The 18,522-nt window shown below is 56.3% G+C and carries 16 protein-coding genes; 9 read left to right on the top strand and 7 right to left on the bottom strand.

What is annotated here, in order from left to right; translation table 11 throughout:
- Window positions 1-6: 6 nt before the first annotated feature.
- Window positions 7-2,442, bottom strand: coding sequence for a GcvT family protein (locus AC2TEM_RS06470; RefSeq protein WP_170422885.1), 2,436 nt, complete (start codon window positions 2,440-2,442; stop codon window positions 7-9).
- Between the two features lie 188 nt (window positions 2,443-2,630).
- Here AC2TEM_RS06470 and AC2TEM_RS06465 point away from each other — a divergent pair, with 188 nt between their 5' ends.
- Complete coding sequence (locus tag AC2TEM_RS06465; protein ID WP_170422883.1) at window positions 2,631-4,148, top strand: trimethylamine methyltransferase family protein; 1,518 nt, start codon at window positions 2,631-2,633, stop codon at window positions 4,146-4,148.
- 14 nt (window positions 4,149-4,162) lie between these two features.
- On the opposite strand, the gene AC2TEM_RS06460 is transcribed toward AC2TEM_RS06465, so the two are convergent.
- Together AC2TEM_RS06460 and AC2TEM_RS06455 are read right to left on the bottom strand one after the other, a co-directional pair.
- Window positions 4,163-5,137: a LysR family transcriptional regulator gene (locus AC2TEM_RS06460; RefSeq protein WP_170422881.1), complete on the bottom strand. Its 975-nt coding sequence runs from the start codon at window positions 5,135-5,137 to the stop codon at window positions 4,163-4,165.
- A 100-nt stretch (window positions 5,138-5,237) separates the two neighbouring features.
- Window positions 5,238-5,924, bottom strand: a complete 687-nt coding sequence (locus tag AC2TEM_RS06455) for a GntR family transcriptional regulator (RefSeq protein WP_170422879.1) — start codon at window positions 5,922-5,924, stop codon at window positions 5,238-5,240.
- 102 nt (window positions 5,925-6,026) lie between these two features.
- Here AC2TEM_RS06455 and AC2TEM_RS06450 point away from each other — a divergent pair, with 102 nt between their 5' ends.
- From AC2TEM_RS06450 to AC2TEM_RS06430, 5 genes are read left to right on the top strand one after another with little or no spacing between them, the layout of a single operon-like run.
- Window positions 6,027-6,629: an amino acid synthesis family protein gene (locus AC2TEM_RS06450; RefSeq protein WP_170422877.1), complete on the top strand. Its 603-nt coding sequence runs from the start codon at window positions 6,027-6,029 to the stop codon at window positions 6,627-6,629.
- On the top strand, window positions 6,601-7,413 hold the full coding sequence (locus tag AC2TEM_RS06445) for an alpha/beta fold hydrolase (protein WP_170422876.1): 813 nt from the start codon (window positions 6,601-6,603) through the stop codon (window positions 7,411-7,413). The genes AC2TEM_RS06450 and AC2TEM_RS06445 overlap by 29 nt, the downstream gene beginning before the upstream one ends.
- Complete coding sequence (locus AC2TEM_RS06440; RefSeq protein ID WP_170422874.1) at window positions 7,410-8,330, top strand: flavin reductase; 921 nt, start codon at window positions 7,410-7,412, stop codon at window positions 8,328-8,330. Before AC2TEM_RS06445 ends, AC2TEM_RS06440 begins: the two co-directional genes overlap by 4 nt.
- A 1-nt stretch (window position 8,331) precedes the next feature.
- A complete protein-coding gene (locus AC2TEM_RS06435) occupies window positions 8,332-9,369 on the top strand; it encodes an LLM class flavin-dependent oxidoreductase (RefSeq protein WP_170422872.1) in 1,038 nt (345 codons plus the stop codon).
- 9 nt (window positions 9,370-9,378) lie between these two features.
- Window positions 9,379-10,845 (top strand): aldehyde dehydrogenase, encoded by a 1,467-nt coding sequence (locus AC2TEM_RS06430; RefSeq protein ID WP_170394391.1) that lies wholly within the window; start codon window positions 9,379-9,381, stop codon window positions 10,843-10,845.
- Between the two features lie 33 nt (window positions 10,846-10,878).
- On the opposite strand, the gene hisD is transcribed toward AC2TEM_RS06430, so the two are convergent.
- The 4 genes from hisD to AC2TEM_RS06410 form a co-directional block, all read right to left on the bottom strand.
- Window positions 10,879-12,153, bottom strand: a complete 1,275-nt coding sequence (gene hisD, locus AC2TEM_RS06425) for a histidinol dehydrogenase (protein WP_170422870.1) — start codon at window positions 12,151-12,153, stop codon at window positions 10,879-10,881.
- An 8-nt stretch (window positions 12,154-12,161) separates the two neighbouring features.
- A complete protein-coding gene (cuyB, locus tag AC2TEM_RS06420) occupies window positions 12,162-12,857 on the bottom strand; it encodes a cysteate racemase (protein WP_170422868.1) in 696 nt (231 codons plus the stop codon).
- A gap of 35 nt (window positions 12,858-12,892) precedes the next feature.
- Window positions 12,893-13,906, bottom strand: a complete 1,014-nt coding sequence (gene cuyA, locus AC2TEM_RS06415) for a D-cysteate sulfo-lyase (protein WP_170561560.1) — start codon at window positions 13,904-13,906, stop codon at window positions 12,893-12,895.
- Window positions 13,907-14,124: 218 nt separating this feature from the next.
- On the bottom strand, window positions 14,125-15,099 hold the full coding sequence (locus tag AC2TEM_RS06410; protein ID WP_170394403.1) for a LysR family transcriptional regulator: 975 nt from the start codon (window positions 15,097-15,099) through the stop codon (window positions 14,125-14,127).
- Window positions 15,100-15,275: 176 nt separating this feature from the next.
- Here AC2TEM_RS06410 and AC2TEM_RS06405 point away from each other — a divergent pair, with 176 nt between their 5' ends.
- From AC2TEM_RS06405 to AC2TEM_RS06395, 3 genes are all read left to right on the top strand, one after another.
- A complete protein-coding gene (locus AC2TEM_RS06405; RefSeq protein WP_170394406.1) occupies window positions 15,276-16,271 on the top strand; it encodes a taurine ABC transporter substrate-binding protein in 996 nt (331 codons plus the stop codon).
- Window positions 16,272-16,345: 74 nt separating this feature from the next.
- Entirely contained in the window at window positions 16,346-17,152 is an 807-nt protein-coding gene (locus AC2TEM_RS06400) for a taurine ABC transporter ATP-binding protein (RefSeq protein ID WP_170394409.1), read from the top strand.
- Window positions 17,149-18,414, top strand: a complete 1,266-nt coding sequence (locus AC2TEM_RS06395) for an ABC transporter permease (protein WP_170394412.1) — start codon at window positions 17,149-17,151, stop codon at window positions 18,412-18,414. Before AC2TEM_RS06400 ends, AC2TEM_RS06395 begins: the two co-directional genes overlap by 4 nt.
- The last annotated feature ends 108 nt before the right edge of the window (window positions 18,415-18,522 follow it).

Raw genomic sequence — 18,522 nt, 5'->3', positions numbered from 1 at the left:
TTGGGTTTAGCCTCGCACGCGTGAGAGGTCCGGGTCATACGGGGACGGCGCAATCACCTCGGCAGCAATCATTTCTCCGCACAGGTCAAGTTGCATTCGGCTGCCGGGTTCGGAAAATTCCGGATTCACAAAGCCGTAAGCAAGGTTTAGCCCTGTTCTGTGGCCCCAGTCACCTGACGTGATTGTGCCAATAACCATGTCGTCCAACATCAGGGAGGCTCCACCATGCGCCGGTGCTTTGGTTGCTTCGATTTTCAGGCTCACCAGTTTCTTTTGAGGCCCGTTCTCAAGGCGTCTCTGCAACGCGTTTCGGCCAATGAAATCGCCTTTGGTCAGTTTCACGAACCGATCCAAACCGGTCTCAAACGGGTCGAACTCTGTGAGCAGATCGGCTTTCCAGTGCAAGAACCCTTTCTCCATCCGCATGGACTCGACGGCGCGAGCACCAAATAATTTCAAGTCATGCGTCTCGCCAGCTTTTCTGAGCGCCAGATAGGCCGCGTATAGTGAGGCGTTCGGGACATGTATCTCGTAGGCCAGTTCCCCTGAGAAGCTGATATTCAATACAGTTGCTGGCGCGAACCCGACAAAGCACTCGCGAACTGACAGCCAGGGAAAAGCTTCTCGCGACCAGTCTCCTCGAGCACAAGCGGACAGCACGTCGCGCGATTTGGGTCCGGCCAGCACTAATATTGTCTGATCATTGGTGAGTGAGCGGATTTGCACATCTTCGCCATCATGCAGATGCGCCTTTAGCCAGTCCATATCATGGTATTCGCTGGCGGCGGCGGACCCGTACCAGACCCGTGCCGGGCCGCGATCACTCGCGGGAAGGTTGGCGATGGTGGCCTCGGCTTTGACCATCCCGTGGTGGTTCAGCAGATAACCAAGGCCGACCCGCCCGTCGCGTTTTGTCACCGCGCCGCACATCATCCGATCCAGAAACCGATGCCGATCGGTTCCGGTGATTTCCAGCCGGTTGAAGCCGTTAACTTCGGCCAGTCCGACATTTTCTTGAAGGTTTCTGATTTCCGCTGCCACGACGTCGAAGGTCTCATCAAAACTGAAACTCAGCGTTGGGTGAAAATCTGGTGCAGGCTTGATGTAGTCGACCCGCTCCCAACCGTTGACCGCTGTAAATTCAGCCCCTTCTGCTGCAAGGATCGGGGTCAGCGGTGTGGTTTTGGCGGGGCGACCGGCAGGCCGGTGTTCGTGCGGGAAATGAAAGCGGAATTCATTCTGGTAATCTTCGATGGCTTTCAGCGCGGTCAGCTCCACATTTGTGTGGCCGGTAAACCGACGCGGATCAAGGCACCACGTGTCATAACAGGCCTCGCCATGAACGATCTGTTGGGCCAGCAGCCAGCCGTGGCCTCCTCCTTCACCTAGACCTGCGCGTAGGCCGATGATGCAGAAAGCATTGCGCTTTCCGGGGATCGGCCCGACCAAAGGTGCGCCGTCAATTGTGTAGGTGATCGGACCATTCACCACTGTATGAATACCGACATCCATCAGTGCAGGCATGCGTGCGAAGGCACCTTCCAGCACATCCGTCACACGGTCCAGATCGTCAGGGCACAGCGCGTTCACAAAATTCGGATCGATCCCGTCCATGCCCCAGGTTTTGCAATCCTGCTCGTAGAAGCCGACCAGCAAGCCGTTCTTCTCCTGCCGACAATAATAGTCGCTGATCGGACAGCGCAGCAGGGGCATCCGATGGCCTGCGTCGCGGATCGATGCGATTTCTTCTGTCAGAAAATACTGATGCTCCATTGAAGCGACAGGGTGGTGCACGCCCATCATCGCGCCCACTTCGTTGACCCGATAACCACAAGCGTTAACTACGATATCGCAATCAATATCGCCGTGTTCCGTGCGAACCGTCCAGGTATCGTCCTTGTGCTGTGTCAGTCCTGTGACCGGAGTATTGCGATAAACCTCGGCCCCGGCTTTGCGAGCACGGCGCGCCAGAGCTTGGCACAGTTGAGCCGGATCGATGTCGCCATCTAGCGGATCCCATAGCCCACCGAGAAGGTTGTCGGTGGAAATCAACGGGTGCCGGCGGGCGCATTCCTCTGCATCTATGACCTCGAAATGCACATCCATTCCGCGCGCCATAGACGCAAAATGATGGTACCCCTGCATCTGCTCAGGCGTATTTGCAAGCCGGATGCCGCCGTCACCGTGATGGTAGTTGATAGGATAGTCCGGATCCTCGGCCAGTTCCTTGTACAGGTTGATCGAGTGGGTCTTCAGACCAACCATGGTCTGGTTCATGCCAAAATTGGTCACCTGCGCGGCCGAATGCCAAGTTGTGCCGCTGGTCAACTCATCGCGCTCGACCAGCACCACATCGGACCAACCTTCACGGGTCAAGTGATACAGAGTCGAGCAGCCGGCGATACCGCCGCCAATGACGACCACTTTAGTGCGCGATTTCATCAAGGACCCTCCGGTACGTAGTTTTTGGGGATTAGCCTGTTCTGTCAGTTGGTTCACAAGCGGCTGGATATTGTTACGTAAAAAATCGAAAATAATAGCTCATTAACTCGTAGTAATTCGAATGCGGTTGAAATTGGCTTTAGACGTTTAGTTGAATTGATCAACCTGATGCGGTTGGAGGATCACAAATGGCTGCGCCGCAGGCGAAAAGGTCCGGTCGAAAAGGACGTATCGCACAGCGGGCTGAAAAGCCTGCGCTCGACCCCTGTCCGCCAGGTCAACCGGGAGGCACTTACAAACCCTTGACTGGGGTTGAGCTTGAGCGGATTTACAACACAGCTCTGGATCTTCTTGAGAAGCTGGGGATCGGCGAGGTGCCGGATCGCTTGCGTTCTGATTTGTTGGCGGTTGGGGCGCAAGATAGCGGGGAGGGGAGGATACTTTTTTCGCCTCAACTTGTGGAACAGGCGATTGATCAGGCCGCCAAGACCTTCGTTCTGCACGGGCGTGATCCAGCCCGATCCATCGAAGTTGGCGGTAATCGCGTCTATTTCGGAACCGGAGGGGCGGCGGTTCAGACGCTTGATCTGCGCAGTGGTCGCTATCGGCCTTCAACCTTGCAGGACTTGCATGATTTCACGCGTCTTCAAGATGTCTTGCCAAATGTCAGCTGGTTCACCCGCTGTTGCGTTGCAACCGATCTGGAGGAAACCTTCGATCTGGATGTGAACACCGTCTATGCGCTGTTGAAGAATACCTCCAAGCCCACCGCGACGTCATTTACATTGGCGCAGCACGTTGCGCCAATTGTTGAGATATTGGATATCGCAGCCGGGGGACCCGGTGAATTCGCAAAACGCCCGTTCATGAAAGCACATATAAGCCCGGTGATCTCGCCGATGCGCTACGGCGAAGACGCGGTGGATGTGGTCTACGCCTGCATCGAACACAATATTCCGATTTCTTGCATCACCGCTGCTCAGGCCGGCGCGACTGCACCAGCGACCTTGGCTGGTTTTCTGGCGCAGTCATTGGCAGAAACTCTTGCGAGTCTAGTAATGGTCCACGCGATCCAGCCCGGGTTTCCTATGGTCTTTTCGAATTGGCCACTGGTGATTGACCTTCGGACCGGCGCGTTCTCAGGTGGCAGCGGAGAGACGGCTGTCCTGAATGCAGCATCAGCACAATTATCAAATTGGCTTGGGCTGCCTTCAGGTGTGGCCTGTTCGATGTCTGATGCCAAGGCGATCGACGCTCAATACGGGATGGAAAAGGGACTGACCTCAATGTCGGCAGCGCTGGCAGGTGGTAATCTGATCTATGAAAGCTCGGGCATGACGGCCTCGTTGCTGGGTGCAAGTTTTGAGGCGTTCGTGCTGGATGATGAGATGCACTCGTACACCTACCGCGCTTTGAGGGGCATAGAGGTGACACACGAGAATCTGGGCTTTGACGCGATCTGCGAAGCAGTTCTGGGCGAGGGCCATTTTCTGGGTGGTCAGCATACTTTTGCGGCCATGGAACGGGATTACTTTTATCCCTCACTCGCAGACAGGGACGAGCCGCGAACCTGGGCAGAAAACGGAGCGCAAGATGCCTGGAGCCGCGCGCGACATCGGGCGCAAGAAATTTTGCAGACCCATACGCCAAGATACCTGTCAGACGAACAGGATCGGCAAATCCGAGATCGCTTCAACATTCTTTGAAGGCTGATCCAGTGCTATTCGATAAGTTTGAAACTATCCGTCAGCCACGGGGTATCATCGCGCAGTGGTGAAATGATGCGGTCATTGATCAGTGATCGGGTTTTGGCATCCACAAGCTCAATCACTGATCTTGAACAATCCGGCGTCGCGACCAGCGCCAGTGTGCGTGCAAAGCTCTTGCCCGGAAACGGGTGCATGCACAGCTTTGATTGGAACCGCTTTGCCCGAGAATACAGCAGCGGCGTCGTGATGGTCCAACCCGCACCGGAGGACACCATCGACATCAACGTCTGATTGTTGCTGCATTCAAACCTGTGAGAGGACGAAATCCCCATCCGGCGTAATTGGGACTCGATCTGGCGCGCGATGATCAGATTGCTGGAATATCGTAGAAACGGCAATTTAGTTCGACCCTCAACAATGTCTTGCAAAGACTTGTCACTCACCGCAGGCAAAACGATCACAAATGGATCGCGCAGAAGGGGGCGATCCTGCAGATCGCGCATACGTTCGCTAGGAGTAGTGGAAATCCCCAGATCCAACTGCCTGTCGCGCAGCATGTCGATAATCGCGTGGCTGGAATCCGTGTGGTACATGAAATCACAGGCGGGCATATTCGCGAATAGATAGACCGCCAGCTCTGGAATGATGTCGCTGTCGAAGTCTTCGATCGTGCCGAAACGCAGATAGCTGGCCTCGGTGATGCTTCCTGCAGACGCTTCGGCCTTGGCCTTTCGGATCAGGTGCAGCGCATCGTCGATATTGCGCAGGAAGACCCGGCCCTTCGGGGTCAGAACCATGGGTCTGCGGGTGTGGTTGAACAGCTCAACGCCCAGATGGTCTTCGAGATTGCGCAGGTGATGGGAAACGGTGCTTATCGTCAGCCCTGTTTCCTTTGAGGCCGCCTGCAGCGACCCTTTCTGCGCGCATATCTGAAACAGTTCCAGCCATTTGAGGCTGAGGTCTTTCGGAGTAGACTGACGCGGCATTCCGGTGCTTTCGTGAGATCAGGGCATTCCCGGCAAATCTACGCAGATAATGAGAGCTTTGATATCAGAATCTTGGAATTCTGGCTCAATTGCCGAGCACTCAGGTTTCAGAGCTTTCCAAAAAGCCGCGCGCGGTCTGTGCAGCATCCGCGATATGGCTTTCGACTGCTTTTCGGGCTTTGGCAGGATCACCACTGAGGATGGCATCATGGATTGCAGTCATGTGGCTCATCCCAGAACGCTCTCGATTCCGCGCTGCGAGGGTCAAGGCCCGCAGGCGGCTGATCCGGCCGTTCAGACGTTGCACGACATCCCAGGCGATGCTGTGCCCAGCCTGTAGAAAAATCAGTTCATAGAAGCGAGTTGTGGCCTGTAGCAGATTTGACCATTCGGTGTCATTCTGCGCCGCGCCCACTGCTTTCAATGCCTTGCCCAGATCGTTTGCGAAACCTGTCTCATGCGCTTGTGCACAGGCGGCGGCGGCTGAGCCTTCTAGCTGTAAGCGGATGTCATAGATTTGCTGCGCTTGGTCCCAGCTGAGGGTCGAGACGATTGGCCCGCGGTTGGGGATAATCTCAACCAAACCTTCGGCTTCCAGAAACCGGATCGTCTCGCGGATGACGGTGCGGCTGACACCAAGCTGATCGCAAAGCGGGCGTTCAACAAGCCGCTCACCGGGGGCAAAATGCCCGGCGATGATCGCTTCGCGCAGGCGGGCTTGCACGATATCCCGCAAGGTTTGCGGTGCTTTTTCGATCTTTTGCAGGGTGGAGTCGGTGTTCATCATCGACGCTTTCATATCTGTGGTACGGATCCGGAACAAGTATGATTGACATATCGTATTATGGTATACCATATTCTCGACCAAAGGCTTGCCAAAGGAATCACCATGTCCGCCGAAATTCGAAAAACGCTTCTGCATGTCGAAGACACTCTGATCGAGGGTGGTAAGTTGGCGGACACTCCGCTGAAGCTAATTGCCGCAATGGCTGTCATTCGGAACCCTTGGGCTGGTCAGGGTTTTGTCGAAGATCTTGGCCCCGCGATCCGCGATTGCGCCCCCGGATTGGGGGAGTTGCTGACCAAAATGATTTTGGATGCTTCAGGTGGCGGCGACCGGGTCGAAGCCTATGGAAAATCCGCGATTGTGGGCTTGAACGGAGAGGTCGAGCATGCGTCGGCCCTGATCCACACGCTGCATTTTGGCAATCATTATCGCAAAGCAGTCGGCGCGAAATCCTACCTTTCCTTCTGCAATACGCGCGGCCCAGCCAATGCGCCGCTGCTGATCCCCTTGATGGACAAACATGATGGCGGTCGTCGCTCTCACTACCTTACGATCCAGACTTCGGTTGCAGATGCACCTGCGGCAGATGAGATTCTGATTGCACTGGGTGCATCGATTGGAGGGCGGCCGCACCACCGGATCGGGGATCGCTATCAGGACATCGAGGAACTTGGTCATGACGTTGACAACCCTGCAGCTGTCTAACTCGGGCCGATCAGTCGCGTTCAGAGAGGCGGGCGAAGGGCAACCGGTCTTTATGATCCATGGCGTTGGCATGCAATCTGCGGCCTGGGGCCCTCAGTTTGACACGCTGAGCCAGCATTGCCGTATAATTGCGGTTGATCTGCCGGGGCATGGAGGCAGTGACCGTCTGTCATCTGGAAGCCAATTGCCGGATTTTGTTGGCTGGATGCATGATGTTGTCGACGCATTGAATCTGGCTCCGGTCGCAATCATCGGGCATTCAATGGGGGCTCTGATTGCCGCCGGCTTTGCGGCGGAGCACCCCGACATCACTAGCCGTGTTGCTATGTTGAACGGCGTCTTCTGTCGCGATGCCTCAGCCCGCGCCGCAGTCATCCAACGGGCCGCTGAAATCAGCGCGGGTCGAGTTGATCTGGAAACGCCGTTGTCGCGCTGGTTTGGTGACAGTCCGGGTGATCTGGCTGCCCGTGCGCAGGTGGCGTCGTGGCTTGGGTCTGTGGATCAACGAGGCTACGCCATCGCCTATTCCGCTTTTGCGCGGGGCGATGCCACCTACGCCAGCAAGATGAATCTGATTTCGTGCCCGTTTCTAGCGCTCACCGGCGACGGAGACTCGAACTCAACCCCGGCTATGTCACAAGCTATGGCCGCAGCAGTTCAAAACGGTCGGGCCGTTGTGATCCAAGGCCACCGACATATGGTGAACTTGACAGCACCCGATGAAGTAACAGCGCATCTGGTTGAATGGCTCGGCCAGCCCGCCGAAGAAAGGATTGCGCAATGACCTCGCTTGATCCCCGCACGCTGCGAAATGCATTTGGAGCGTTCATGACTGGCGTCACCGTGGTTACGTCGCATGATACCCAAGGTAACCCGATCGGGTTTACCGCGAACTCGTTCACATCCGTCTCACTAGACCCGCCGCTTGTGCTGGTTTGTCTCGCCAACAGTTCAAAGAACTATGAAGCATTGATTGCCGCAGACGGGTTTGCCGTCAATATCCTGTCAGAGACACAGATCGAGATATCCAATACCTTTGCCCGGCCCGTCGAAGACCGGTTTGCCAGCGTCGAGTGGCGGCGTGGACCTGCGGGATCGCCGTTGATCGATCGGTCGTCGGCCTGGTTTGACTGCGCTATGCACAAAACCGTCGAAGCGGGGGATCATGTGATCCTGATCGGCGAGGTCAAAGCCTTCGACAATACTCCGGCACCCGGTCTCGGATATGTCAGGGGGGCCTATGTAACACCATCAACAGCTGCTGGTGCCTTGATGCAGGACACCGGCCTGATCGTCTCAGCCTTGATCGAACGCGCAGGTGAGGTTCTGTTGATCGATGCTGGTGACGGCGCGCTTGCACCGCCCGAGGCAGTGGTTGGGTCAGAAGGTGTTTCAGCGGCATTGGAACAATTGATTGAGGCCACCGGGCTGACCGCAGAGCCGGGCTTTGTTTATTCGGTTTACGAGGATGCAGAGAAAAAGCGTCAACACATCGCGTTTCTGTGTCAGGCCGCAGATGGTGAGCCGAAGAAAGGTAATTTCGTCCCGCTGGATGTCGTATCCTTTGGCACTGTAACCGACACGGCGACCCGAACCATGCTGGAACGATTGTCCGAGGAATCCCGGCTGGGAGATTTTGGCATTTACTACGGAAACAAGAACAGCGGCGAGGTTCGCCCGATTACACGAGGAGGTCACTGACATGCGGTTTTCGCTTTTCGTTCATATGGAACGCACCTCTCCCGATCAGGACCAGCAGGAGCTGTATGAAAACTTCATAGAACTGGCCAAGATCGCTGATGCGGGCGGCATGCATGCGGTCTGGACCGGCGAACATCACGGGATGGATTTCACCATCTCGCCGAACCCGTTCCTGAATATCGTCGATCTGGCACGCCAGACCAACAATGTGCGTCTGGGAACCGGAACCGTTATCGCTCCGTTCTGGCATCCGATCCGGCTGGCCGGAGAGGCCGCAATGACGGACATGATCACGAATGGCCGTTTGGATCTGGGCATTGCGCGTGGCGCCTACAGCTATGAATACGAGCGGATGGTGCCGGGGCTGGACGCCTGGGAGGCAGGCCAGCGTATGCGCGAGCTTGTTCCGGCAGTGCGGGGTCTTTGGGAAGGCGATCATGCGCTGGACGGAGAGTTTCATTCTTTCCCGGCAACCACATCTTCACCCAAGCCTCTGCAACAAAACGGTCCACCGATCTGGGTTGCCGCGCGCGATCCCAACAGTCATGAGTTTGCGGTATCGAACGGTTGTCACGTGCAGGTCACCCCTTTGTGGCAGGGCGACGAAGAGATTACCCGGCTGATGGATACGTTCAATGCCGCTTGTGCCAAATTCCATGACGTCCCGCGCCCCGAAATCATGCTGTTGAACCACACCTACATCGCCTTGGACGAGACGGATGCCCGTCGCGCGGCGGAAGAGATCAATCGCTTTTATTGCTATTTCGGCGCGTGGTTCAAAAACGAACGCCCTGTGTCGCAGGGTCTGATCCAGACGCTGAGCGATGACGACATCGCTAACCATCCCTTCTATTCGCCCGAGGCGATGATCCGGGACAATGTGATCGCCACGCCCGACAAAGCAATCGAACGCCTCAAGGGCTATAGCGATCTTGGATATGATGAGTATTCTTTCTGGATCGACAGTGGGATGAGCTTTGAGCGCAAGAAAGCCTCGCTAGAGCGGTTCATCGCGGACGTCATGCCCGCCTTCGCCTAAGGAGAGAAAATGCGGCAGTTTCAGCACTATATCGGCGGCACGTTTTCGGATGGGACCGCGCATTTCGACAGCCTTGATCCCGCGACGGGCACCGTTTGGGCGAAAATGCCTGAGGCCCGAACACATGATGTGAACGCCGCGGTTGAGGCTGCGTGTTCAGCGCTGAATGCCCCCGAATGGGCGACCATGACGGCAACGGCGCGTGGTAAACTGTTGTACCGGCTGGCCGATCTGGTCGCCGAAAATGCTCAGACCTTAGCCGAGCTTGAAACGCGCGATACCGGCAAGATCATTCGCGAAACCTCTGCTCAGATCGCCTATGTCGCGGACTACTACCGTTACTATGCCGGATTGGCGGACAAAATCGAAGGGGCGCACCTGCCGATCGACAAGCCCGACATGGAGGTTTGGCTGCGCCGAGAACCAGTTGGTGTGGTGGCCGCCATAGTGCCGTGGAATTCGCAACTGTTCCTGTCTGCGGTCAAGATTGGCCCGGCGCTTGCCGCCGGTTGCACAGTCGTTCTGAAAGCATCCGAAGATGGTCCGGCCCCGATGCTGGAATTCGCGCGTATTTTCGATCAGGCAGGCTTCCCGCCCGGAGTTCTGAACGTCATCACCGGCTTCGGGCCGGAATGCGGCGCCGTTCTGACCAGTCACCCGGATGTCGATCATGTTGCCTTTACAGGCGGCCCGGAAACCGCGCGCCATATCGTGCGCAACTCGGCTGAAAACCTCGCTTCGACTTCGTTGGAACTGGGCGGAAAATCCCCGTTCATCGTATTCGAAGATGCCGATATCGAAAGTGCTGTGAACGCGCAGGTTTCGGGGATCTTTGCTGCTACCGGGCAAAGCTGCGTGGCGGGATCGCGATTGGTAATCTCTGATAAGATCAAAGATGAGTTTCTGGCCCGGCTCACCGAAAAAGCGGGTGAGATCGTGATCGGGGCGCCCGATGACCTAAAGACCGAAGTTGGCCCGCTGTGCACTCAGGCTCAGCTTGTGACAGCGGCAAATTTGGTTGCTGAATCCGTCTCGGCAGGGGCTACCGTGATAGCGGGTGGGCAACCTTTGGACCGTGAGGGGCACTATTTTCCACCGACAATCATTGATTGTACGGACGCGCCTGATGCGCCCTGTCTGACGCGCGAAGCCTTTGGTCCGATCCTCTCGGTCGTCAGTTTCGGGACCGAAGCGGAGGCGATACAAATAGCCAACAACACCGCGTTTGGGCTGGCGTCGGGTGTCTTTACCAAAGACTTGACCCGCGCACATCGAATGATCCGCAGAATTCGGGCTGGCATTGTCTGGGTTAACACATATCGCGCTGTCAGCCCGATTGCTCCATTCGGAGGTCATGGACTGTCGGGCCACGGGCGCGAAGGGGGCCTACAGGCGGCGCTTGATTACACACGGGTCAAATCGGTCTGGTTGCGCACAAGCGACGATCCGATCCCCGATCCGTTCGTGATGCGGTGAATCTGACTAATCAACAGCATCCTTGGGCCAGATTTAGCACACTTTAGACAATCGCATTTCTGCCGCGCGTGCGTGGCCTTCCATGCCTTCCATCCGACTGATCCTAGCAGTGCGTTCAGCAAGCTCGTGCGAGGCTTGCGCTGAGCAGCGCTGCCATGTCACCGTTTTGGTGAATTTATGCACTGACAGACCGCCGGTATATCGGGCCGCTCCGCTTGTCGGCAAAACATGATTTGGCCCGGACGTCTTGTCGCCGAAGGGCACTGTTGTTTCGGCACCCAGAAACAGCGATCCATAGGTGGTCAGTTGGTCCAGCCACCAATCCAGGTCCTCGGCGATCACCTGCAGATGTTCGGGCGCGTAGTTATTGGCGACCCTGGCAGCCTCGTCGCGGCTGTCGCAAAGAATGATCTCGGCCCGGTCGCGCCATGCCGTGCGCGCTGCACTAGCGTTCGGCTCGGGAAGACTGTCGATCAGGGCATCGGCGCGCGCGATAACGCCCTGGGCCAGAGCTTTATCGGTGCTGACAAGCCAGACAGGGCTATCGACGCCGTGCTCGGCTTGGCTCACCAGATCCCAGGCGACGGTCTCGATCGATGCTGTGTGATCGGCAATTACCAAGGTATCGGTTGGACCTGCAAACATGTCGATGCCAACCTTACCAAACAGCATCCGTTTCGCCTCGGCGACATAGGAATTTCCGGGACCGACAAGAATGTCGGCAGGAAGCGCACCAAAAAAGCCATGGGCCATCGCAGCAATCCCCTGAACTCCGCCCAAATTCAGGATCAGATCTGCACCGCTAAGGTCCATCGCATAAACTATTGCATCGGGGATGCCCGCACCGGGACGCGGTGGCGAGACCGCCGTGATGTGGGACACCCCAGCCACCTTTGCCGTGGTAATCGTCATCAACGCACTTGCGATATGGCTATACCGACCACCAGGAACGTAACATCCCGCACTAGCGATCGGGATCTGTTTCTGACCTGCGATCAGGCCGGGCATCACCTCGATCTCGCATTCGCTCACCGTGGTCATCTGCGCTTCGGCAAATCGACGGATATTGGCATGGGCAAAGCGGATGTCGTCTTTGACCTGTTCAGGCACGCGGTCACATGCGGCTTTGCGCGCTTCATCAGTCAACACGAACTCTCCTGTCCAGCCATCGAGCGTTCCGGCATAGCGCCGAACGGCCTCTTCGCCCTCGCGCTCGATATTGGAGAGCATGATTGCGACGATATCGCGGATATCCGAATTTTCTGCGTCGGGGCGGGGCAGGGCGGTTTTCAGATAAGAGACGGCCATGGGAAACCTCAACGCGTCAGAGAGTGGGAGTGGATAGCGCCCGCCAGAACATCGACGGTGTCGATGATCGGAACGCTTTTGGGCAAGTCGCGGGTGAGTAGAGAGAATTCGGAGCAGGCCACAAACAAAAGCGCGGCACCCCGGCCCGAAAGGGCGTTAGCAGCGTCGGAAAGTGTGCTGAGTGCAGCGCCGGTTGGCCCTTCAGATTTGATGTGGCGGATCGTGCCGAGCATCCTGTCTTCATCCTCGGGCCAGATTGCGGTAAATCCGGCGCGGTTCAGGGGGGCGTCAAAAATTCCGACCTTTCGCAGCGCTGGGGAGGCAAGAATTCCGACCTGGCTGCCAGAAGGCAGGAGCTGCGCCGCTTGATCCACGGACAGGTCTACCATGTTCAGAAAGGGGATCGAGACGGCGTCCTCTATCTGCGCCGCATAGTGGTGTGCGGTGTTACACGGCATCGCAAGCGCGGTTGCCCCTGATTGCTCCAATCCTCTCGCCATATCGGCCAGAACCGGCCCGGGATCAGACCCGTTGCCCTCGATCAGGTGCGCGATGCGGGAAGGCACCTGTGGGTTCATGTCAATCAGTAGTGGCAGGTGATCGGCATCATCCGCCGCCTGTACCGTGGATAACACGCGCTGCTGCAACAGAATTGTCGCCTCGGGGCCCATTCCGCCCAATATGCCGGTGACGCGGGGTTTCATGCGAAGACCTGCTTGCTGGAACTTATCACCGTGATTTACAGATTGACCCAGCGGTCGGTGTGATCGAAAGCGAAATCATAACCGAACAGGCCAACCGAGCCTCCGGTATGCAAGAACACCACACGCTCATCCTTAAACGAGCCCTTGCGCGCCAGATCGATCAGACCGGCGGCCCCTTTGGCGGAATAGACCGGGTCGAGCAGAATGCCTTCCAGTTCGGCAAACATGCGGATCGCCTCAATGCCGCTTTCGGTCGGCAAGCCGTAGCCGTCGCCTACATAGTCGGTATTGGCCATCACTTCCTCGCGCCGCACCACGCCTGGGCAACCCAATTTCTCAGCCGTGTTGCGGGCTAGATCATAGACCATCTGCTCTTGCTTGGGCTGCGGTGCGCGGGTGCCAATGCCAAGAACCGGAATGCCCGTATTCATGGCGCAAAGCCCGGTGACCAGCCCGGCTTGCGTGCCCGAGGAGCCCGTCGCATGCACCACGCGATCGATTTTGAGACCGGCGTTATTGGCCTGGCTCACAAGCTCTAGCGCGCAGTTTACATAGCCAAGCGCTCCGATCGGGTTCGAACCTCCGCCCGGAATGACATAGACGTTGTGACCTTCTTCACGCTTCTTCGCGGCCGAACGCTCCATCTCGGCGGGCATGTCGTGGCCGCCGGGAAACTTCTCGGTGGTTGCGCCATGCAAATGATCCAGCAGAACGTTGCCGTTGTTGTTGTAGTTGGCGTTGTTATAGCTGGTGCGGTCTTCCAGTAGGATATGACATTTCAAACCCAGCCGGGCAGCGAATGCAGCGGTTTGACGCGCATGGTTCGATTGCGTTGCCCCTTGTGTCATCACCATGTCTGCGCCTTGTTCGAGCGCTTCGCCGAACAGAAACTCTAGTTTGCGGGTCTTGTTGCCACCCGTCGACATGCCGGTGCAGTCGTCTCGCTTGATCCACAGATCGATTCCCAGAGCCTCGGACATACGATCCATCCGTTCAAGCGGTGTTGGCAGATGGGCAAGAAAAACACGGGGAAAACGGGAAAGATGCATCAAGCTGTCCTGATCTGGGCCCGGCACATAGTTCAAGACCGGTAGGTCTTGCCAACACGGGCCGCTGGGTAGGTTTCTGGGTTTAGAATGCCGCCTGTATTCAAGCCGCAAGGTCAGGCCTAATCACAGCGGATGGGGCGCGTCGGTCAAGCGCACTGTACCCGGTTTCGAAAAAGCCGGAAAATAACTTCGATATTGCGCTCAGATTACCTGGTTGCTCATTCGGGGGGTGCGGGAATGGTTCGAAAGTCGTCATTCAACCACGGAAACCGCGAATTCATAGGCTCGGTCACATGACGACGGATCAGGTTTTGCAGTGTGTTGTGGATCAGTCGTGTGGTTGTCGACGGATAGATATTGGTCGTGAACAACGATACGGTACGCGCAAAGCTTTTGCCCGGGAAAGGTAATGCGCGTGTATCTTTGTGGAATCGCCGTGCGCGATAGTAGCTGGCGGCAGTCGTGATCGTCCAACCACTGCCCCCGGCGACAAGTCCGATAATTGACTGATTACATTCAAGTTCGAACCGGTTGGGTAGGTTAATCTTGCTGCGGGTTAGCTGAATTTCGATGAGTCTGCCTATGGTGTGATCACGCGAATATCGTAAAAGCGGAAGCGGACTGTCTGATTTGGTCAGTTCCTCGACCGGTCCGTCATATGCAGGCGGAAGAATGACGATAAACGGATCTCGAAGTAGCGGGAATTCGATTAACCCCTCAAAGTGCTCAGGAGGTCGGGTCGCAACGCCTGCATCCAGCTTTTGAGACTGCAGTTTGTCAAGAATCTCATGGCTGGGGCGGGTAAAGTGGCGAAAATTGCACCGCGGCAGGCTTGCAGAGAGATGACGGAAGAGTTCTGGCGCGACCCGGCTGTCAAAATCGTCAATCAGGCCCAGACGCAAATCTGTTGCATGTTGCCAACTGCCCGAGCGAAGCTCGGCCTCGCCCCGTTTCAAGGCGATCAGGCCGTCATGCACATGTCGTGAGAACACCGTGCCTGCGGGTGTCAGACCCATGGGTCTGCGGCTGTGGTCCACCAAATCCACATCCAGCGCCTTTTCAAGACTGCGCAAGTGATTGGAGACCGTACTGATTGACAAACCGGTTTCAGCTGACACCTTTTGGATTGAACCCAACTTGGAAATAAGTTGGAAGACCTCCAGCCACCTGAGACTGAGTGCTTTCTTTGTCATCGGGGGCTCCCAAACCAGCGAACTATCAGTCAAAAGCGAAACAAAGTTTCGCTTTTTACGCAACCAGTATTTTGATTTACTAATTCAACGCGTAAGGACTATGGTTTTTCTACTGTTCCAGAGTTCGGACGTTTCAAGAGCCGACAAGTGGAACCAGCAGGGAGAAAATAGTCAAAATGATCAAGAAATATCTGCTCACAACAGCATATGCCGGGATTGCGGCCGTTACCGCTTCACAAGCCGCCGCGCTTGATGAACTGACGGTTGCATATTTCCTCGAATGGCCGATGCCGTTCCAGTATGCGAAAGCAAACGGAACCTACGAAGAAGAACTGGGCGTCAAGATCAACTGGGTGTCTTTCGACACCGGTACCGCCATGTCAGCTGCGATGGCCTCGGGTGATGTACAGATCGCGGTCAGCCAAGGGGTACCACCGTTTGTGGTAACCACTTCGGCCGGTCAGGACATCCAGATCGTCGATGTGGCGGTTAGCTATTCAGACAACGACAACTGCGTTGTTGCCGAAGCGCTTGAAATCGACAAGGGCAACGCGGGTGAACTGAACGGCAAGAAGGTCGGTGTTCCGATCGGTACAGCTGCGCATTACGGTTTCCTGTCGCAAATGTCTCACTTCGGTGTCGACATCGGTTCAATGGAAATTGTTGACATGGCTCCGGCCGATGGCGCCGCGGCATTTGCGCAGGGCAACCTCGACATGGTTTGCGGCTGGGGTGGCGCGCTTCGTCGTATGACTGAGCATGGCAACATCCTGCTGACCGGTGCTGAAAAAGAAGAGATCGGTATCCTGGTGTTCGACGTCACAAGCGCTCCGGCAAGCTTCATCGAAGAAGAGCCCGAGCTTCTGTCGAAGTTCCTTAAGGTTACCGCAGATGCCAACGCCAAGTGGAACGCAGGCGACAGCAAAGATGAAATGCTGCCGGTGATTGCAAAGGATGCTGGTATGGATCCTGCAGACGCTGAAGCCACAATCGCGACTTTCACCTTCCCGTCAGTTGAAGACCAGCTGTCCGAGAAGTGGCTGGGAGGTGGCGCGCAAGACTTCATGCAGGGTGTTGCAAACGTGTTCGTGTCGGCAGGCAGCATCGAATCCGCTCTGGATTCGTATGATGGTGCCGTTAATGCAGGCCCGCTGACAGCTGCGAATAACTAATCACGCAGGACATTTCATGCGACCGGCCCCGGTTTCGGGCCGGTCGACAGCTATGAAAGCAGGAAGGAGGCAGGATGCCTGAACTGGACATCGTAGAATTGTCCATGCGCTTTGACTTACCCAACGGCTCCTCAGTACAGGCCCTACAAGATGTTTCACTCAGCCTTAAAGAGGGTGAGCTGATGTCTGTCCTTGGCCCGTCGGGCTGTGGTAAAACGACGTTGCTGAACATCGTTGCAGGATTTCTGGCGCCGACATCTGGCAAGATTGAACTGAACGGCCATCTGGTCAAAGGCCCTGATGCTGAACGCGGGATGGTGTTTCAGAAGGGCGCGTTGTTCGAATGGATGAACGTGCGGGAAAATGTCGAGTTTGGCCCGCGTATGAAAGGCATGCCCAAAGCCGAGCGTGACCAGATTTCCGACCATCTGCTTGAGGTCGTGGGGCTGCAGGATTTCAAGGACAAGGCGGTTTATGAACTATCGGGCGGGATGCAGCAGCGTGTTGCATTGGCGCGGTGCCTGGCAAACGAGCCGGACGTCATCCTGATGGACGAACCGCTGGGTGCTTTGGATGCACTGACCCGTGAGAAAATGCAGGGCCTTGTCCTGAAGCTTTGGAAAGAAACGGGCAAGACGATCATCCTGATCACCCACTCGGTCGAAGAGGCCTTGTTGCTGGGTGAGCGTTTGATTGTCATGGCCCCCAGACCGGGGCGCATTCACCGCGAATACAATCTGCCTTTTGCTGAACGCGGTGTGAATGCCGATCTGCGTGATGTGAAGAAATCCGAAGGTTTTGCGGAAAAGCGCGATGAGATCCTCTCGATGATCTGGGAGATGGAAGAAGAAATTATGGGTCGGACGGAGCAGGCATCATGATTGTACTTCTCTTCTATATCGGCCTGTTCGGTGGCGCGTTTTTCATCGTCTACGCGTTACGCCGCGGTTTGCAATCGCGTCAGGATTTCACAAGCTTGAAAACTGTGACTTTCGGCGACGAAAGTGCCGTACGAGCGGATAGGGCTGCATCGATAATCTCAGTTCTCGTGATCTTTGTAATCTGGGCGGCTTTCACCGGCTCGAAGTTGTTTCCGATCCATGTGCCGGGCCCATTTGTAGGTGATACGCAATTCACCTATACGCTCGAAAACGCGGATGGCAGCACGGATGAAGCCACGATTTTTGTTCGCGTTCCAGCCTTCGGTGAGGAAGCAGAGAAATTCGAGGTCGAGCCCGGCAGCGGATTTGCCAAAGACGATGCGGTTGCTGCTGCTGCGGGCCGCTCATCGACGATCCTGTTCGACAAGAACGATGATGCCAAACGTAATGAGGGTGCAAAGATCGTCGCGATCAACGGCACACCTATAGGTGAAGGCCAGAAGGTTGATACAGGCGATGGTACCGTAACGCTGACCGGGAAAGGGGCGATCAGTTTCACCCCCAAACAGGGCTTGCAGATGAACCCCATCTGGCTTCCAGCCCCTGAAACCGTTGTGGCCCGGTTCTTTGAGATTGCGAATGAAGGCTACCAGAACTTCTCGCTTTGGGAGCATCTGGGCTGGTCGCTGTTGCGCGTGATTGCTGGGTTTATCGCAGGTGCGCTTGTGGGGATTCCGCTGGGTTATGCAATGGGCCTATCCGGTTGGTTCCGCGGCTGGTTCGATCCGATTGTCGAGTTCATGCGACCGGTGCCGCCACTTGCGCTGATCCCACTGGTGATCATCTGGTTCGGCATCTGGGAGACCGGCAAGATCGTTCTGCTGTTCCTTGCGGCCCTTTGGATCATGACCATCGCCGCGCGGGCTGGTGTGTCCGGTGTGAACATCTCGAAAATCCACGCAGCGTATTCTCTGGGGGCGTCGAAATGGCAGATCATGCGCCATGTGATCGTGCCTAACTCGCTGCCCGAGATTTTCACCGGTGCACGTGTGGCTATGGGTGTCTGTTGGGGAACTGTTGTTGCGGCTGAACTGGTTGCCGCACAAAAGGGTGCCGGCATGATGATCATCGCCGCATCCAAATTCCAGCTGACCGACATTGTCATTATGGGGATCGTCCTGATCGGGGTGATCGGATATGGAATCGATATCCTGATGCGCAAGGCCGAGAACTGGCTGGTGCCATGGAAAGGCCGCAGCTGATCGGTCTTTCCGATACTGTGGTAACAAAGCGGCCCCCGAGCAATCTCGGGGGCCTTTTGTTTCAGCTGCGATTAAGAACGCGGCGTTGGACCTTGCTGCTAACTTAGC

This window comes from Ruegeria sp. HKCCD3925, assembly GCF_057221175.1.
The sequence above is the reverse complement of the archived record's forward strand: the minus strand, read 5'-3'. Positions and strand labels throughout refer to the sequence as shown.

Excerpts from the sequence above, each read along its gene's own strand:
- AC2TEM_RS06445 (WP_170422876.1), top strand. The coding sequence starts at position 6,601 with ATGACGTTGACAACCCTGCAGCTGTCTAACTCGGGCCGATCAGTCGCG.
- AC2TEM_RS06465 (WP_170422883.1), top strand. The coding sequence starts at position 2,631 with ATGGCTGCGCCGCAGGCGAAAAGGTCCGGTCGAAAAGGACGTATCGCA.
- AC2TEM_RS06455 (WP_170422879.1), bottom strand. The coding sequence starts at position 5,924 with ATGATGAACACCGACTCCACCCTGCAAAAGATCGAAAAAGCACCGCAA.
- AC2TEM_RS06410 (WP_170394403.1), bottom strand. The coding sequence starts at position 15,099 with ATGACAAAGAAAGCACTCAGTCTCAGGTGGCTGGAGGTCTTCCAACTT.
- hisD (WP_170422870.1), bottom strand. The coding sequence starts at position 12,153 with ATGGCCGTCTCTTATCTGAAAACCGCCCTGCCCCGCCCCGACGCAGAA.
- AC2TEM_RS06405 (WP_170394406.1), top strand. The coding sequence starts at position 15,276 with ATGATCAAGAAATATCTGCTCACAACAGCATATGCCGGGATTGCGGCC.
- AC2TEM_RS06435 (WP_170422872.1), top strand. The coding sequence starts at position 8,332 with ATGCGGTTTTCGCTTTTCGTTCATATGGAACGCACCTCTCCCGATCAG.
- AC2TEM_RS06430 (WP_170394391.1), top strand. The coding sequence starts at position 9,379 with ATGCGGCAGTTTCAGCACTATATCGGCGGCACGTTTTCGGATGGGACC.
- AC2TEM_RS06395 (WP_170394412.1), top strand. The coding sequence starts at position 17,149 with ATGATTGTACTTCTCTTCTATATCGGCCTGTTCGGTGGCGCGTTTTTC.
- AC2TEM_RS06470 (WP_170422885.1), bottom strand. The coding sequence starts at position 2,442 with ATGAAATCGCGCACTAAAGTGGTCGTCATTGGCGGCGGTATCGCCGGC.
- AC2TEM_RS06400 (WP_170394409.1), top strand. The coding sequence starts at position 16,346 with ATGCCTGAACTGGACATCGTAGAATTGTCCATGCGCTTTGACTTACCC.
- AC2TEM_RS06440 (WP_170422874.1), top strand. The coding sequence starts at position 7,410 with ATGACCTCGCTTGATCCCCGCACGCTGCGAAATGCATTTGGAGCGTTC.
- AC2TEM_RS06450 (WP_170422877.1), top strand. The coding sequence starts at position 6,027 with ATGTCCGCCGAAATTCGAAAAACGCTTCTGCATGTCGAAGACACTCTG.
- cuyB (WP_170422868.1), bottom strand. The coding sequence starts at position 12,857 with ATGAAACCCCGCGTCACCGGCATATTGGGCGGAATGGGCCCCGAGGCG.
- cuyA (WP_170561560.1), bottom strand. The coding sequence starts at position 13,906 with ATGCATCTTTCCCGTTTTCCCCGTGTTTTTCTTGCCCATCTGCCAACA.
- AC2TEM_RS06460 (WP_170422881.1), bottom strand. The coding sequence starts at position 5,137 with ATGCCGCGTCAGTCTACTCCGAAAGACCTCAGCCTCAAATGGCTGGAA.